This is a genomic window from Geodermatophilus sp. SMS 5-13 (assembly GCF_059428245.1).
In genome coordinates this window covers 4,825,916-4,840,763 of sequence record NZ_CP165729.1, presented here as the reverse complement: position 1 = coordinate 4,840,763, position 14,848 = coordinate 4,825,916, and the positions used below count along the sequence as shown (strand labels likewise).

Annotated in this window: 12 protein-coding genes; 7 read left to right on the top strand and 5 right to left on the bottom strand. The window is 73.5% G+C overall.

Annotation, left to right across the window (positions count from 1 at the left end):
• The first annotated feature begins 21 nt into the window (after positions 1–21).
• From AB3388_RS23340 to meaB, 5 genes are read left to right on the top strand one after another with little or no spacing between them, the layout of a single operon-like run.
• Positions 22–1,179 carry a glutamate--cysteine ligase gene (locus AB3388_RS23340; RefSeq protein WP_495407706.1) on the top strand — a complete coding sequence of 386 codons (1,158 nt, stop codon included), beginning with the start codon at positions 22–24 and terminating at the stop codon, positions 1,177–1,179.
• Complete coding sequence (locus AB3388_RS23335) at positions 1,179–2,477, top strand: amidohydrolase (protein WP_495407705.1); 1,299 nt, start codon at positions 1,179–1,181, stop codon at positions 2,475–2,477. Before AB3388_RS23340 ends, AB3388_RS23335 begins: the two co-directional genes overlap by 1 nt.
• Positions 2,443–4,317 carry a methylmalonyl-CoA mutase family protein gene (locus AB3388_RS23330; RefSeq protein ID WP_495407703.1) on the top strand — a complete coding sequence of 625 codons (1,875 nt, stop codon included), beginning with the start codon at positions 2,443–2,445 and terminating at the stop codon, positions 4,315–4,317. The genes AB3388_RS23335 and AB3388_RS23330 overlap by 35 nt, the downstream gene beginning before the upstream one ends.
• Positions 4,314–6,512 carry a methylmalonyl-CoA mutase gene (gene scpA / locus AB3388_RS23325; protein ID WP_495407702.1) on the top strand — a complete coding sequence of 733 codons (2,199 nt, stop codon included), beginning with the start codon at positions 4,314–4,316 and terminating at the stop codon, positions 6,510–6,512. The genes AB3388_RS23330 and scpA overlap by 4 nt, the downstream gene beginning before the upstream one ends.
• Positions 6,512–7,531 carry a methylmalonyl Co-A mutase-associated GTPase MeaB gene (meaB, locus tag AB3388_RS23320; RefSeq protein ID WP_495407701.1) on the top strand — a complete coding sequence of 340 codons (1,020 nt, stop codon included), beginning with the start codon at positions 6,512–6,514 and terminating at the stop codon, positions 7,529–7,531. The genes scpA and meaB overlap by 1 nt, the downstream gene beginning before the upstream one ends.
• Positions 7,532–7,542: 11 nt before the next feature.
• On the opposite strand, the gene AB3388_RS23315 is transcribed toward meaB, so the two are convergent.
• Together AB3388_RS23315 and AB3388_RS23310 are read right to left on the bottom strand one after the other, a co-directional pair.
• A complete protein-coding gene (locus tag AB3388_RS23315; RefSeq protein ID WP_495407700.1) occupies positions 7,543–7,989 on the bottom strand; it encodes a GtrA family protein in 447 nt (148 codons plus the stop codon).
• A complete protein-coding gene (locus AB3388_RS23310) occupies positions 7,986–9,020 on the bottom strand; it encodes a glycosyltransferase family 2 protein (RefSeq protein WP_495407699.1) in 1,035 nt (344 codons plus the stop codon). The genes AB3388_RS23315 and AB3388_RS23310 overlap by 4 nt, the downstream gene beginning before the upstream one ends.
• 332 nt (positions 9,021–9,352) lie before the next feature.
• Here AB3388_RS23310 and AB3388_RS23305 point away from each other — a divergent pair, with 332 nt between their 5' ends.
• Positions 9,353–10,912, top strand: a complete 1,560-nt coding sequence (locus tag AB3388_RS23305) for a DUF6056 family protein (protein ID WP_495407698.1) — start codon at positions 9,353–9,355, stop codon at positions 10,910–10,912.
• A gap of 34 nt (positions 10,913–10,946) precedes the next feature.
• Here AB3388_RS23305 and AB3388_RS23300 read toward each other — a convergent pair whose 3' ends face one another.
• The 3 genes from AB3388_RS23300 to AB3388_RS23290 are packed head-to-tail and all read right to left on the bottom strand — an operon-like array spanning position 10,947 to position 13,296.
• The gene (locus AB3388_RS23300; RefSeq protein WP_495407696.1) at positions 10,947–12,062 is read right to left on the bottom strand and encodes an iron-containing alcohol dehydrogenase family protein; all 1,116 of its coding nucleotides are present in this window, start codon (positions 12,060–12,062) and stop codon (positions 10,947–10,949) included.
• Positions 12,059–12,808 carry a phosphocholine cytidylyltransferase family protein gene (locus tag AB3388_RS23295; RefSeq protein WP_495407695.1) on the bottom strand — a complete coding sequence of 250 codons (750 nt, stop codon included), beginning with the start codon at positions 12,806–12,808 and terminating at the stop codon, positions 12,059–12,061. The genes AB3388_RS23300 and AB3388_RS23295 overlap by 4 nt, the downstream gene beginning before the upstream one ends.
• Positions 12,809–12,837: 29 nt before the next feature.
• Entirely contained in the window at positions 12,838–13,296 is a 459-nt protein-coding gene (locus AB3388_RS23290) for a gamma-glutamylcyclotransferase family protein (protein ID WP_495407694.1), read from the bottom strand.
• 102 nt (positions 13,297–13,398) lie between these two features.
• Between AB3388_RS23290 and AB3388_RS23285 the strand changes: the two genes are divergently transcribed.
• Positions 13,399–14,805 (top strand): NAD(P)H-quinone dehydrogenase, encoded by a 1,407-nt coding sequence (locus AB3388_RS23285; RefSeq protein ID WP_495407693.1) that lies wholly within the window; start codon positions 13,399–13,401, stop codon positions 14,803–14,805.
• Positions 14,806–14,848: the final 43 nt, after the last annotated feature.

Genomic DNA, 14,848 nt, shown 5'->3' with positions numbered 1-14,848 from the left:
ATGCTCCCTAGACTTCCGGAGGTGCAGATCCCCTTCGTCTCCTCCGAGCGCGCCAGCCTGGGCGTCGAGTGGGAGCTGCAGCTCGTCGACCGGCAGACGCGGGAGCTGACCTCCGGCGCCGTGGAGATCCTCGAGGAGATCCGGCCCGACGGCGCCGACGAGCACCCCAAGGCCAAGCACGAGCTGCTGCAGTCGACCGTCGAGATCATCACCGGCATCTGCGGCACGGTCGCCGAGGCCAAGACCGACCTCGCCGGAACGCTGGCCGAGGTCGTCGCCGCGGCCGACCGCCGCGGGCTCGGCCTCATGTGCGCCGGGACGCATCCGTTCACCGACTGGCAGACGCAGCAGATCTCGCCCAAGGAGCGCTACCTCGAGCTGGTCGAGCGCATGCAGTGGCTGGCCCGCCGGCTGCAGATCTTCGGCGTGCACGTGCACGTCGGCGTCCGGGCGCCGGAGAAGGCGATCCCGATGGTCAACGCGCTGACCCAGTACGTGCCGCACTTCCTGGCGCTGTCGGCGTCCTCCCCGTACTGGAAGGGGGCGGACACCGGCCTGGCCTCGGCACGCAGCAAGGTGTTCGAGAGCATGCCCACCGCCGGGCTGCCGTACCAGCTCTCCGGCTGGGACCAGTTCGAGAGCTACATGGAGACGCTGATCTCCACGCACGCCATCGAGAGCGTGCGCGAGGTGTGGTGGGACATCCGCCCGCACCCGAACTTCGGCACCGTCGAGCTGCGCATCTGCGACGGCCTGCCCACCCTCGACGAGATCGGCGCGGTCGCGGCGCTGTCCCAGTGCCTGGTGGAGCAGTTCGACCGCGAGCTGGACCGCGGCTACACCCTGCCGGTGCCGGCGAGCTGGGTGCTCCGGGAGAACAAGTGGCGCGCGGCCCGCTACGGCCTCGACGCCGACATCGTCGTCGACGAGAAGGGCACCGTGCGGCCGGTGCGCCAGGCGATCCTCGACCTGGTGGAGGACCTGGAGCCGACCGCCCGCCGGCTCGACTGCGCCGCCGAGCTGGCCGACGTCGAGCGGGTGCTCGCCGTCGGGGCGTCCTACCAGCGCCAGCGCGCGGTCGCCGCCGCCCACGACGGGGACCTGACCGCCGTCGTCGACAGCCTCATGGCCGAGCTGCGCAACGGGCTGCCCGCGCCGCAGCCCAGCGGGATGGCCTGATGACGCCGGTCGTCGAGAAGCTCGGCGCGGCCGTCGACGACTGGGTCGGCGCCCACGGCGCGCAGCTGATCTCGACCCGCCGACACCTGCACGCGCATCCCGAGCTGGCCTTCGCCGAGTTCGAGACGACGTCCTTCCTCGAGCAGCGGCTGCGGCCGGCGGGCCTCGCCCCCCGGCGGCTGCCCACCGGCACCGGCCTGGTGGTCGAGGTCGGCTCGGGGGACCCGGTCGTCGTCCTGCGGGCGGACATCGACGCGCTGCCGATCCACGACCTCAAGGACGTCCCGTACGCCTCCACCAAGGAGGGCCTCGCCCACGCCTGCGGGCACGACGTCCACACGACCGCCGTCCTCGGGGTCGCGCTGGCGCTGGCCGAGGCCGACGGGTTGCCGGGCACGGTGCGCTGCGTCTTCCAGCCCGCCGAGGAGACCGTCCCGGGCGGCGCGACCGAGGTGGTCGCCGCCGGCGTGCTGGACGGCGCCTCCCGCGCGTTCGCCCTGCACTGCGACCCGTCGGTGCCGGCCGGCAAGGTCGGGCTGCGCACCGGCCCGATCACCGCGGCCTGCGACCGGATGGACGTCGCGCTGATGGGGCCCGGCGGGCACACCGCCCGCCCGCAGCTCACCGTCGACCTGGTCGACGCCCTCGGCCGGCTGATCACCGAGGTGCCGTCGCTGCTGTCGCGGCAGGTCGACCCGCGGGCGGGCATGTCGCTGGTCTGGGGCGCGGTCAACGCCGGGATCGCGGCCAACGCCATCCCGCAGCGCGGCCACCTGCGCGGCACCGTGCGGGTTCTCGACCGCGACGCGTGGAAGGACGCCGAGGACCTCATCCGCTCCCTGGTCGAGCGGGTGGCCGCGACCACCGGCGCCCAGGTCGACGTCGACTACGTCCGCGGGGTGCCGCCGGTGGTCAACGACCCGCGGGCGGTCGCGCTGCTGCGGTCGGCCGCGCTGGAGACGGTCGGCAGCGAGAACGTGGTGCTCTCCCCGCAGAGCATGGGCGGGGAGGACTTCGGCTGGTTCGCCGACGTCATGCCCATCGCGCTGGCCCGCCTGGGCACCCATGGCGGGGGCGCGCCGCTGGACCTGCACCGCGGCACCTTCGACGTCGACGAGCGGGCGATCGGCGTCGGTGTGCGGCTGCTCGCCCGGGCCGCGCTGCACGCGCTGGTGGCCGATGCGGCACCCGCGCGCACGGGCCGCAAGGCCCCTGGCGACACTTCTGTCCGACGTGCCGTCGACGAGAGGCGGGAACCCGACGATGACTCCGGACCAGCAGAGCGCGCATCCGGCTGATGCCGACGTGCCGGCCGAGCACGAGATCCCCGAGGAGCTCGTGCTGGCCGGTGAGTTCCCGGCCGCGACGCGCGACGAGTGGCGCGAGCTGGTGGCCGGCGTGCTGCGCAAGGCCGGGCGGGAGCAGCTGCCCGATCCGGTGGAGGACGCGCTGCACCGCACGGTCGCGACGGGCGTGCGCGTCGCCCCGCTCTACACCCCCGAGGACGCCGGGGACCTGCCGTCGGCGGTCGGGGTCCCGGGGCTGGCGCCGTTCGTGCGCGGCGCCCGGGCGGGGGCGCACCCGGAGAGCGGCGTCCCCGCCGGCTGGGACATCCGGCAGCGGCACGCCCACCCCGACGTCGCCGTCACCCGGGAGGCGGTGCTCGCCGATCTGGAGAACGGCGGCACGTCGCTCTGGCTGGTGGTCGGCGACGGCGCGATCCCGGTGGCGTCCCTCGGCGACGTGCTGGACGGCGTCCTGCTCGACCTCGCGCCGGTGAGCCTCTCCGGCGGCCTGCCGGCCGCCGAGGCGTTCCTCTCCCTCGTCGAGGGCCGCACCGACCTGGCGCCCGGCGGCTCGCTCGGCCTGGACCCGATCGGCGTGCAGGCCGCGTCGGGGCAGGAGCAGGACCTCGCCGGGCTGGCCGACGTCGCCCGCCGCGCAGCCGCGCACCGCGACCTGCGCACCGTCACCGTCGACGCCACCGTCTTCCACGACGCCGGCGCCTCCGCGGTCGAGGAGCTCGGCTGCTCGCTGGCCGCCGGCGTGGCCTACCTGCGGGCGCTCACCGAGGGCGGGCTGTCCGTCGACGACGCCTTCGCCGCGCTGGAGTTCCGCTACGCGGCGACCGCCGACCAGTTCACGACGATCGCCGCGCTGCGCGCCGCGCGCCGGCTGTGGGATCGGGTCGGCGAGGCCAGCGGGGCCTCGCCCGACGTGCGCGCGCAGCGCCAGCACGCGGTCACCTCGTCGGTGATGACCACCCGGCACGACCCGTGGGTCAACATGCTGCGGACGACGGTGGCCTGCTTCGCCGCCGGCGTGGGCGGCGCCGACGTCGTCACCGTGCAGCCGTTCGACGCCGCGCTCGGGCTGCCCGACAGCTTCTCCCGCCGCATCGCCCGCAACACCCAGAACCTGCTGATCGAGGAGGGGTCGCTGGCCCGCGTCCTCGACCCGGCCGGCGGCTCCTGGTACGTCGAGTCGCTGACCGAGGACCTCGCGCAGGCCGCCTGGGCCTGGTTCACCGAGATCGAGCGGGCCGGCGGCCTGCAGCGCGCGCTCGCCGACGGGCTGGTGCGCGACCGGATCGCGCAGGCGTGGGAGGCCCGGGCGAAGCGGCTGGCCCGCCGCGCCGACCCGATCACCGGCGTCAGCGAGTTCCCGAACCTGGCCGAGAAGCTGCCCGAGCGGCAGCCCGCGGCCGAGACCCTGCCGACCGGTGGCCTGCCCCGGCTGCGCGCGGCGCAGGCGTTCGAGGAGCTGCGCGACCGGGCCGCGGCCGCCGGCGCCCGGGTGCACCTGGCCACGATCGGCCCGGTCGCCCGGCACACCGCCCGCGCCACGTTCGCCGCCAACCTGTTCCAGGCCGGCGGCATCGAGACGGCGACCGGGGACGGCGCCTCCGGCTTCGCGGAGGCCGGGACGACGGTGGCGTGCATCTGCGGCACCGACAGGGACTACGCGGAGTCCGCAGCCGGGCTGGCGCGGCAGCTGCGGGATGCCGGCGCGACCAGCGTGTGGCTGGCCGGCAAGCCGGAGCTCGCGGTGGACGGCGTCGACGGCTACCTGTACGCCGGGTGCGACGCCCTCGACGTGCTGACGACGGTGCACGAGCAGTTGGGAGTTCAGAAATGACGGGCATCCCCGACTTCGGGAACCTCGAGCTCGGCCGTCCGGCGGCCCAGGCGACCGCGGACGACTGGGCCAAGCGGTTCGAGGAGGCGACCGGCCGCAGTGCCGCCGAGGCGACCTGGGAGACGCCCGAGGGCATCGCCGTCCCCCCGCTGTTCACCCCGGCGGACCTCGACGGCCTGGACTTCCTCGGCACCTACCCGGGCATCGCGCCGTACCTGCGCGGGCCGTACCCGACGATGTACACGACCCAGCCGTGGACGATCCGCCAGTACGCGGGTTTCTCCACCGCCACCGAGTCCAACGCGTTCTACCGGCGCAACCTCGCCGCCGGGCAGAAGGGCCTGTCGATCGCCTTCGACCTGCCCACCCACCGCGGCTACGACTCCGACCACCCGCGGGTCGTCGGCGACGTCGGCATGGCGGGGGTCGCGATCGACTCGATCCTCGACATGCGGCAGCTCTTCGACGGCATCCCGCTGGACCGGATGACGGTCTCGATGACCATGAACGGCGCCGTCCTGCCGGTGATGGCGCTCTACATCCTCGCGGCCGAGGAGCAGGGCGTCGCGCCCGAACAGCTGGCCGGGACCATCCAGAACGACATCCTCAAGGAGTTCATGGTCCGCAACACCTACATCTACCCGCCGAAGCCGTCGATGCAGATCATCAGCGACATCTTCGCGTTCACCTCGCAGAAGATGCCGCGGTTCAACTCGATCTCCATCTCCGGCTACCACATCCAGGAGGCCGGGGCGACCGCCGACCTGGAGCTGGCCTACACGCTGGCCGACGGGGTGGAGTACGTGAAGGCGGGCAAGGACGCCGGGCTGGACGTCGACGCGTTCGCCCCGCGGCTCTCCTTCTTCTGGGCCATCGGCATGAACTTCTTCATGGAGGTCGCGAAGCTGCGGGCCGCCCGGCTGCTGTGGGCGAAGCTCATGACGGAGGCCGGGGCGAAGAACCCGAAGTCGCTGTCGCTGCGCACCCACTCGCAGACCTCGGGCTGGTCGCTGACCGCGCAGGACGTCTACAACAACGTCGTCCGCACCTGCCTGGAGGCGATGGCCGCCACCCAGGGGCACACCCAGTCGCTGCACACCAACGCCCTGGACGAGGCGCTGGCCCTGCCCAGCGACTTCTCCGCCCGGATCGCCCGCAACACCCAGCTGCTGCTGCAGCAGGAGTCGGGCACCACCCGGGTCATCGACCCGTGGGGCGGCTCGGCCTACGTCGAGAAGCTGACCTACGACCTGGCCCGCCGGGCGTGGGCGCACATCCAGGAGGTCGGCGAGCACGGCGGCATGGCGCAGGCCATCGACGACGGCATCCCGAAGCTGCGCATCGAGGAGGCCGCCGCCCGCACCCAGGCGCGCATCGACTCCGGCCGGCAGCCGGTCATCGGCGTGAACAAGTACCGGGTGGCCGCCGACGAGGCGATCGAGGTGCTGCGGGTCGACAACCGCGAGGTGCTCGCCCAGCAGAAGGCCAAGCTCGAGCAGCTGCGCGCCGAGCGCGACGAGGCGGCCACCCGCGAGGCGCTGGCCCGCCTCACCGACGCCGCCCGCGCGGCCGCGGAGGGTCGGCGGGATCGCGGGAACCTGCTCGAGCTGGCCGTCGACGCCGCCCGCGCGCACGCCTCCGTGGGCGAGATCTCCGACGCGCTGGAGGAGGTCTATGGCCGGCACGCCGCGCAGGTGCGCACCATCTCCGGTGTGTACCGCGACGAGGCAGGGACCAACGAGCCGGTCGAGCAGGCCCGCCGGCTGGCCACCGAGTTCGAGGAGGCGGAGGGCCGCCGGCCGCGCATTCTCGTCGCCAAGATGGGCCAGGACGGTCACGACCGCGGGCAGAAGGTGATCGCCACGGCCTTCGCCGACCTCGGCTTCGACGTCGACGTGGGCCCGCTGTTCCAGACGCCGGAGGAGGTCGCCCGGCAGGCGGTGGAGGCCGACGTGCACGTGGTCGGGGTCAACTCGCTGGCCGCCGGCCACCTGACGCTGGTCCCGGCGCTGCGCGACGCGCTCGCCGAGCTCGGTGCCGACGACGTGCTGATCGTCGTCGGCGGCGTGATCCCGCCCGACGACGTCCCGACGCTGAGGGAGATGGGCGCGGCCGCGGTCTACCAGCCGGGGACGGTCATAGCGGAGGCGGCGCAGGAGCTGCTGCGGACGCTGTCGTCGAGCCTCGGCCACTGATGGGACGTCGGGTCGACGTCCCTGCGCTCGCCGAGGGCGTGCTCGCGGGGAACCGGCGGGCGATGTCGCGCGCCATCACGCTGGTCGAGTCCAGCCGGACCGACCACCGGGAGCGGGCGCAGGAGCTGCTGGTCGAGCTGCTGCCGCGCGCCGGGGGAGCGCGCCGGGTCGGCATCAGCGGCGTCCCCGGGGTGGGCAAGTCGACGTTCATCGACCAGCTCGGGGTGACCCTGACCGGCGCCGGGGCGAAGGTGGCGGTGCTCGCCGTCGACCCGTCGTCGGCCCGCTCCGGCGGGTCGATCCTCGGCGACAAGACCCGGATGAGCCGGCTCTCGGTGGACCCGGCCGCGTTCATCCGGCCGTCCCCGACCTCGGGCACCCTCGGCGGCGTCGCCCAGGCCACGCGCGAGTCGATGGTCGTCGTCGAGGCGGCCGGCTACGACGTCGTCCTGGTCGAGACCGTGGGCGTCGGGCAGTCGGAGATCGCCGTCGCGGAGATGGTCGACTCGTTCCTGTTCCTGACGCTGGCCCGTACCGGCGACCAGCTGCAGGGCATCAAGCGCGGCATCCTCGAGATCGCCGACGTGATCGCGGTGAACAAGGCCGACGGGCCGGGGGAGACCGACGCGCGCTCGGCCGCGCGCGAGCTGTCGCAGGCGATCCGGCTGCTGCGGGGGCGGGGAGGTTCCTGGGACGTCCCGGTGCTCACCTGCTCGGGGCTGACCGGCGCCGGCCTCGACGCGGTCTGGGCCAAGCTGGTCGAGCACCAGGACCGGGCGAAGGCGTCGGGGGCGTTCGACGAGAAGCGCCGGACCCAGCAGGTGCGCTGGACCTGGCAGCTGGTGCGCTCGGCCCTGGAGCACCGGCTGCGCGCCCACCCCGGCGTGCGGGCGACGGCCCCGGACCTGGAGAAGGCGGTGCTGGCCGGCGAGGTCACCCCCGCGCTGGCCGCCCAGCAGCTGCTCGACGAGTTCCTCGCCAGCCCCGACGCGAGCACCGGGGACGTCCCCCGCCCGTGACGGGGAGCCGGTCAGCGCGTCGCGGCGCGCGGGAGCCGGAGGTCCGTCCGGGGCTCACCCGGGCGGTCATCGTGCGCGGCGCGGAAGGCCCGCTCCGGCGACATCATGACGAAGTGGGCCACCAGGTAGGTCACCGGGATGGCCAGGACGCCGACCACCAGCGGCGCGATCCGCTCGTCCAGCCCGACCCACTCCACCGCCACGGGCAGCAGCGCCGTCGTCATGCCGATGTTGGCCAGGTTGGACAGCGGGAACAGCGCGAACGTCCGCCAGGACGGCCGCACCCGGAAGGTGAACCGGCAGTTCACGAAGTAGGAGAACACCATGGCCACGGCCGTGGCCACGAGGTGCGCCACCAGGTACGGCAGCACCAGGCGCAACAGCAGGTAGCCCAGGTAGTAGACGCCGGTGTTGGCGACCCCGACGACGGCGAAGCGCAGCAGGCGTCCCAGCTTCACCGGCGACTCATGGAGAGCTCGTCGTCCAGCACCGGGAACGAGACGACGACGGGCTCGCGCGCGGCCGGGCGCTCCCGCTCGGTGCCCAGCGGCGCGGTGACCTGGCGCACGGCGCCGTCGCTGCTCTCCTTGACCAGGAAGTGCGGGCGGGCCTTGGTCTCCGCGTAGATGCGGCCCATGTACTCGCCCACGATCCCGAGCAGGATCATCTGCAGGCCGCCGAAGCCGACGACGGCGCAGATCAGGGTCACGTAACCGGGGACGGGGTTGCCGGACACGATCGCGTCCACCAGCACCCAGCCCGCGTAGAGGAACGCGACGACCGAGACCAGCGCCCCGAAGTGGATCGCCGTCCGCAGCGGCCGGGTGTTGAACGACAAGACCGAGTCGATGCCGTAGTTGAGCAGGTCGCGGAAGCGCCACTTGCTCTCGCCGGCCTCGCGGGGGGCGTTCTCGTAGTCGACGACGGCGGTGTCGAAGCCGATCCAGGAGAACAGGCCCTTGGAGAAGCGGTTGTACTCGCCGAGGGTGAGCAGCGCCCGGACGGCGGTCCGGCTCAGGATCCGGAAGTCGCCGACGCCGTCCTCGAGGTCGACCTCCACCAGCCGGTTGATCATGCGGTAGTAGACGCGGGAGACCGCGCTGCGCATCTTCGCGTCGCCTGTCCGCGTCCGGCGGGCCACCACCTGGTCGAAGCCCTGATCGAGGTAGGGCAGCATCCGGCCGATGAGCGACGGCGGGTGCTGGAGGTCGGCGTCGATGATCGCGACCGCGTCGCCGGTGGCCTGGCTCAGCCCCGCGAGCATCGCCGACTCCTTGCCGAAGTTCCGGCTCAGCGCGAGGTAGCGGAACCGCGGGTCGCGGCGGGCGGCGGCGCGCAGGATGCGCAGCGTCCCGTCCCGGCTGCCGTCGTCGACGAAGATGACCTCGTACTCGACGGCGAGGGCGCCCAGGGACGCGGTCAGCTCCTCGAGGAGGCGGTCGAGGACCGCTTCCTCGTTGTAGCAGGGGACCACTACCGAAAGCTTCACGGACGACGAGGTTACCCGCGACCGGCGCGCGTCGGGCCTGCGAAGAAGCCCGGAGGCGCGCATGGGAACGGCGGGACCCGTGGGATCCCGGCGGCGTCCGCAGCCCCACCGATCACATCCGGCACTCCCGCGTCCGCCCGGCCTCGGCGACGCCCGGCGGCACGTAGTCTTGCAGGTGACGGACGACCCCGGGTCCGAGAGATCGCACACCGCCCGGACGACTGCGCGCCGTGGAGGCGCAGCGCATCGTGGCGCACGGTCCCCGAGTCCGGAGGCCGGCCGTCGGGACGACGTCCGGGTCGCCGCCCAGCAGCGAGGAAGGCATCGCCGACGTGACCGCCACCGTGGAACAAGCCGAGAGCCCCGTCCGGACGACGATGTCGCACATCCGCGTGGGAACGTTCGCCGTCCGCACCGAGCTGGCCGGCCTCGCCGCGATCTTCCTGGCCGTCTTCGCGCTCAGCTACCTGGTCCCGTTCAGCGCCGACGACTGGACGTGGGGCGGCGAGATCGGCTGGGAGCGGTTCGAGAACTCCTTCGCCGGCTACAACGGCCGCTACCTCAGCAACCTGGCGATCCTGCTGCTGACCCGCGTCCCGGTGCTCGTCCCGTTCCTCGTGGCCGCCGGCATCACGCTCACGATCCACCTGCTGCTGAGGCTCACGGACAACCGCACGTTCCTCGGCTACGGGGTGGTCCTGACCCTGTTCCTCGGGATGCCCGTCGACGTCTGGCGGCAGACCGTCCTCTGGGCCTCCGGCTTCGTCAACTACGCCGCCTCCGGCCTCGCGATGCTCGTGTTCCTGTGCGCGGCGAAGACGGAGTGGTCCCGGCCGGCCGGCCACAAGGTGCGGCTGCGCACCTACGTCGGGATCCTGCTCGTCGGGTTCGCCTCGTCGCTGCTCATGGAGCACGTCACGCTCTACCTGCTCGCCGCGAGCGCGGTGTTCGTCGTCGTCCACCGCCGGACGTCCGGGGCGTTCCCGAAGGTCGGCCTGGCCTGGTTCGTCGCGTTCCTCGCCGGCGCGGCCGTCATGTTCACCAACTCGGCCTACCGGGCCGCGTTCGGCGGGTACAGCAACGGCTACCAGCACATCGACACGATCGGCAGTGACGGGTCGCTGCCGGTCCGGATGCTCAGCAAGCTGGCCGAGCCGATCAGCGCGTACGTGGCCACGCAGAACGTGCTGGTCGACCTGGCCGTCGTGGTGCTCGCCCTGCTGCTCGTGCACGCCCGCGGCGACGCGATCAGCCGGGGCCGGCGGCGGGCCCTCCAGGCCCTGGCGGTGACGTTCCTGGTGCTGGTCTCGGTGCTGCGGCTCGCGCGGCTGCTGCTGTGGCAGACCCTGGAGTACAAGGCGCTCTCGCTGCTGGCCGGTGGCGTCCTGCTGGCGCTGCTGGTGCTGCTCGCCCACGCGGTGGTCCAGGACGCCGGCCGCCGCGTGCAGCTCTACGTCGGGGCCGCCTCCGTCGTCGTCCTGGTCGCCCCGCTGACCCTGGTCGACCCGCTCAACCCGCGGTGCTTCTACGCCAGCTACCTGGTCCTCGTGGCGATCGTCAGCGTGCTGCTCAGGGAGGCCGTCGAGCGCGTCGAGGGGCTGCGCCGCTCGCGCAGCCTGCCGCTCGCCGCCGCCGGGCTCGCGCTGGCGCTGTACGCCCCGTTCTTCATGGCCTACTGGGTCGCCCACGCCGCCGCCGACGCCCGGATCGAGACGGTGCGGGCGGCCGTGGCCGCCGGCGAGGACCGGGTGGAGATCTCCGCGATGCCGTTCGCCGATCAGCTGCACAAGCCGGACCCGCGCGGCGAGTTCTGGGACACCCGGTTCAAGCTCTACTACGGGCTGCCCGCGGACCTGGAGATCGTCATCGTGCCGGTGACGCCCCCGAACTGACCGCGCCGGCCGGCCGGGGCGGTGCCGCCCCCGGTCAGCCCGTGCGGGGCAGCGGGCTGTCGGTGCTGCGCCGCCGGCGGTTGCGGGCTCCGTCGATCCGCGCGCCCAGCGTCGTCAGCAGCTCCCGGTAGTCCGCCTTCGTCCAGGTGCGGTCGGTCAGCACCGTCCACCGGCCGGGCCGGGTCGCCGGCGCCTCCTGCAGCGCGCGGCGCAGCTGCTTGTCGGTCAGCCCGAGGTGGTCCGGCGAGGTCGGCAGTCCGGTGCGCAGGTAGGCGGCGATCAGGTCGTCGTCGAGGTTCTCGTGCAGCAGCGAGGTCAGCAGCGTCGCCAGGCCCACCTGCAGCCCGTGCGCGTTCTTGGGGACGTCGAGGTGGGCGTCGAGGGCGTGGCTGATCAGATGCTCCGACCCCGAGCACGGACGCGACGAGCCGGCGATCGCCATCGCCAGACCGCTCATGATCAGCCCGCGCGCGAGCCCGGCGAGGGCCCGCTGGCCCTCCAGCTCGCCGATGGTCAGCACCGACTCCGCGGCCTGCTCGGCGATGAGGGCGCTGAACTCGTCGCAGCGGTCCTCGCCCCGGGCCTCGGCCAGCCGCCAGTCGCGCACGGCGGAGAGGTTCGACAGCAGGTCGCCGAGCCCTGCCCGGCCCGTGAGCGACGGGGCGGCCGACAGAAGGCCGACGTCGACCAGGACGCCCACCGGCATCTTCGCCGCCAGCGACTGCCGAACCCCGTCGCGGTCGACCAGCGAGGCGACCGGCGAGGTGATGCCGTCGTTGGCCAGCGCGGTCGGGACCGCGATCCAGTCGATGCCGACCCGGCAGGCGGCGTACTTGGCGCTGTCGAGGACCCGGCCACCGCCGATCGCGATGACGAGCTCGTCGTCCTCGGCGATGTGCCGCTGCGCCAGGACGGCGCACTCCTCGACCGTGCCCTGGGTGACCGGGACGACGTCGGGGTCGACGCCCATGGCGCGCAGGCCGGTCAGCGCCGTCTCGGCGATCTTCGCGGACGGACCGCCACCGGTGACGATGACCAGCCGCCGGTCCAGCCAGCCCATGTCGGCCATCTCCCGGGCGAGCTCGGGCAGGCAGCCGGAGGTGATCCGCATCAGGGCGGGGAAGACCGTGGTGCGGCTGGCGGCGGTCACGGCGCCACCGAACCCGCGGTCTCCAGGTCGGTGGGGTCGTCGATCTCCACCCACAGGGACCCGCCGACCTCGACCGCGCGGCACTCGACCCGGTCGAGCAGCCGCTCGTGGATCACCGTCTCGTACCAGCCGTTCGGGTTGCCGCCCGAGACGAGCCAGTCCTCCATCGCCTCGCGCAGCAGGCCCGCGGCCTCCGGGCCGAGCATGAGCATGCCGACGTACTCGCCGGCCGGGTCGGGCACGTCGACCTTGCCGATGTCGGTGATCCGGCCGCCGTTGACGGCGACCTTCATCGCCTCGTCGGTGAGGTGGCGGACGCCGTCGACGGCCAGGGTGGCCGGCGCCGTGGCGGCCCGGCTGTGGGTGACGAAGCCGTGGTAGAGCGGCGAGGGCGCGTACAGGTCGCTGTTGAGCAGGAACACCCGGCCGGCGCTGTCCGCGCACTTCCGCAGCGCGAGCAGCACCGAGTACCAGTTGTTGAGCGTCGCGAACTCGTCGTTGTAGAGCGTGCAGTCCCCGGGCAGGCCCTGGCTGTCGAGGTAGCCGGCCACCTCCTGCGCGCCGTGGCCGGTGACGACGAGGAGCTGCCGCCGCAGGTCGAACAGGTCGCCGAGCGCGCCCAGCTGCCGGTCGGCGATCGTGCCGCCGCCCACGGGCAGCAGCCACTTGGGAGCGGTGGCGGTCATCGAGCCGAGGCGGCTCCCGACGCCGGCCGCGAGGACGACGAGGACGTCGGAGTTCGGCACGGCAGTGTTCCTTCCGGTTGAGGGGTCGATCATGGCCCCGTCGAGCGGCACTCGCGCGAGCGGAGTTCGACCACGTAGTCGTTCGGGGCGCCCGCGGCCTCGGCGGCGTCGGCGATCGCGCCCAGGTGCCGGGCCGAGGGCAGGCCGCCCTCGAAGGCGTCGAGAGCGTAGACGTAGGCGACGGTGTCGCCGTCGAGCGCGTGCACCCGCAGGTGCAGTTTCCGGTAGAGCCCGTGGTCGGCGCCCTCCCAGGCGTCCAGGTTGCGCTCGTCGGCCTCGGTGAGGTCGTAGAGCGCGACGAACACGCCGGGGGAGTCGTCGTCGGCGGGCACCAGCGTGGCCAGCGCCCCCTCCCAGCCGTACTCCTCGGCGCCGAAGGTCAGCCGCCAGCCGCGGATCCACCCGGTGCCGGTGTGCGGGGAGGACGGACAGCGCCGCAGCATCTGCTCCGGGTCCATGTTGGATCCGTAGGCGGCGTAGAGGGCCATCGCCCGCCGAGCCTACGGCGCACCCCCGGCCCGGGAGGCGCCGCGGGGCTGCGGGGACAATGGCCGGGCGACATCCGCTCCACATCCCGGGGGAAGGGCTCCATGACCCGCATCGTCATCATCGGCGGCGGACCGGCCGGCTACGAGGCCGCGCTCGTCGCCGCGCAGCTCGGTGCGCAGGTCACCGTCATCGAGAAGGACGGCGTCGGTGGCGCCAGCGTGCTCACCGACTGCGTGCCGTCCAAGACGCTCATCGCCTCGGCCGGCGCGATGACCTCCGTGCGCGACTCCGCGGGCCTCGGCCTGGAGGGCGCCGAGCTGGCCACCGTCGGGCTGGACCTGGCCCGGGTCAACGCGCGGGTCAAGGCGCTCGCCCTCGCGCAGTCCACCGACATCCGCGCGCGGCTGACCGCCGAGGGCGTGACGATCGTGGCCGGCCGCGGCCGGCTGGCCGACGACGCCCCGGGGCTCGCGGCGCACGAGGTCGAGATCCTCGACGACGCCGGCACGGTGATCGACGAGATCGAGGGCGACGTCGTCCTCATCGCGACCGGCGCCGACCCGCGGGTGCTCGAGGGCGCCGAGCCCGACGGCGAGCGGATCCTCGACTGGCGGCAGGTCTACGAGCTCGAGGAGATGCCCGAGCACCTGATCGTCGTCGGCTCCGGCGTCACCGGCGCCGAGTTCGCCTCCGGCTACCTCGAGGCCGGCGTCCCGGTCACCCTGGTGTCCTCGCGCGACCGGGTCCTGCCCGGGGAGGACGCCGACGCCGCCGAGGTCGTCGAGCAGGTCTTCCAGGGCCGCGGCGGGCGGATCACCGAGCGCGGCCGCGCGGCGTCGGTGCAGCGCACCGAGAAGGGCGTGCTGGTCGAGCTGACCGACGGGCGCACGGTCGAGGGGTCGCACGCGCTGATGACCGTGGGCACCGTGCCCAACACCGCGGGCCTGAACCTCGAGCAGCACGGGGTGCAGGTCAGCGAGTCCGGCCACGTCGTCGTCGACCGGGTCTCGCGGACGTCGGTGCCCGGCATCTACGCCGCCGGCGACGTCACCGGCATCTTCCAGCTGGCCTCGGTGGCGGCGATGCAGGGCCGGATCGCGATGTGGCACGCGCTCGGCGAGGCGGTCACCCCGATCAAGCTGAAGACGGTCGCCGCCAACGTCTTCACCCACCCCGAGATCGCGACGGTCGGGGTGCAGGAGAAGGCGCTGCCGGACCACCCCGACGTCGAGGCCGTCCGCCTGCCGCTGGCCACCAACGCGCGGGCCAAGATGGCCGATCTGCACGACGGGTTCGTCAAGCTCTACGCCCGCCGCTCGACCGGGGTGGTCGTGGGCGGCGTCGTGGTCGCGCCCGGCGCCTCGGAGCTGATCCTGCCGGTCGCGCTGGCCGTCACGAAGGGGCTCACGGTCGACGACCTGGCGCACACCTTCGCGATCTACCCGTCGCTGTCGGGCTCGATCACCGAGGCCGGCCGGCGGCTGATGGGCACCGACGACCTCCAGTAGCGCGGGGTGGGTGCCACGTCGGCAGGAGAGCGCCGATAGGGGG

What these genes read in the sequence shown, in the direction of transcription:
- AB3388_RS23335 (WP_495407705.1), top strand. Translation starts at nt 1,179, where the DNA reads ATGACGCCGGTCGTCGAGAAGCTCGGCGCGGCCGTCGACGACTGGGTC.
- AB3388_RS23330 (WP_495407703.1), top strand. Translation starts at nt 2,443, where the DNA reads ATGACTCCGGACCAGCAGAGCGCGCATCCGGCTGATGCCGACGTGCCG.
- scpA (WP_495407702.1), top strand. Translation starts at nt 4,314, where the DNA reads ATGACGGGCATCCCCGACTTCGGGAACCTCGAGCTCGGCCGTCCGGCG.
- meaB (WP_495407701.1), top strand. Translation starts at nt 6,512, where the DNA reads ATGGGACGTCGGGTCGACGTCCCTGCGCTCGCCGAGGGCGTGCTCGCG.
- AB3388_RS23290 (WP_495407694.1), bottom strand. Translation starts at nt 13,296, where the DNA reads ATGGCCCTCTACGCCGCCTACGGATCCAACATGGACCCGGAGCAGATG.
- AB3388_RS23285 (WP_495407693.1), top strand. Translation starts at nt 13,399, where the DNA reads ATGACCCGCATCGTCATCATCGGCGGCGGACCGGCCGGCTACGAGGCC.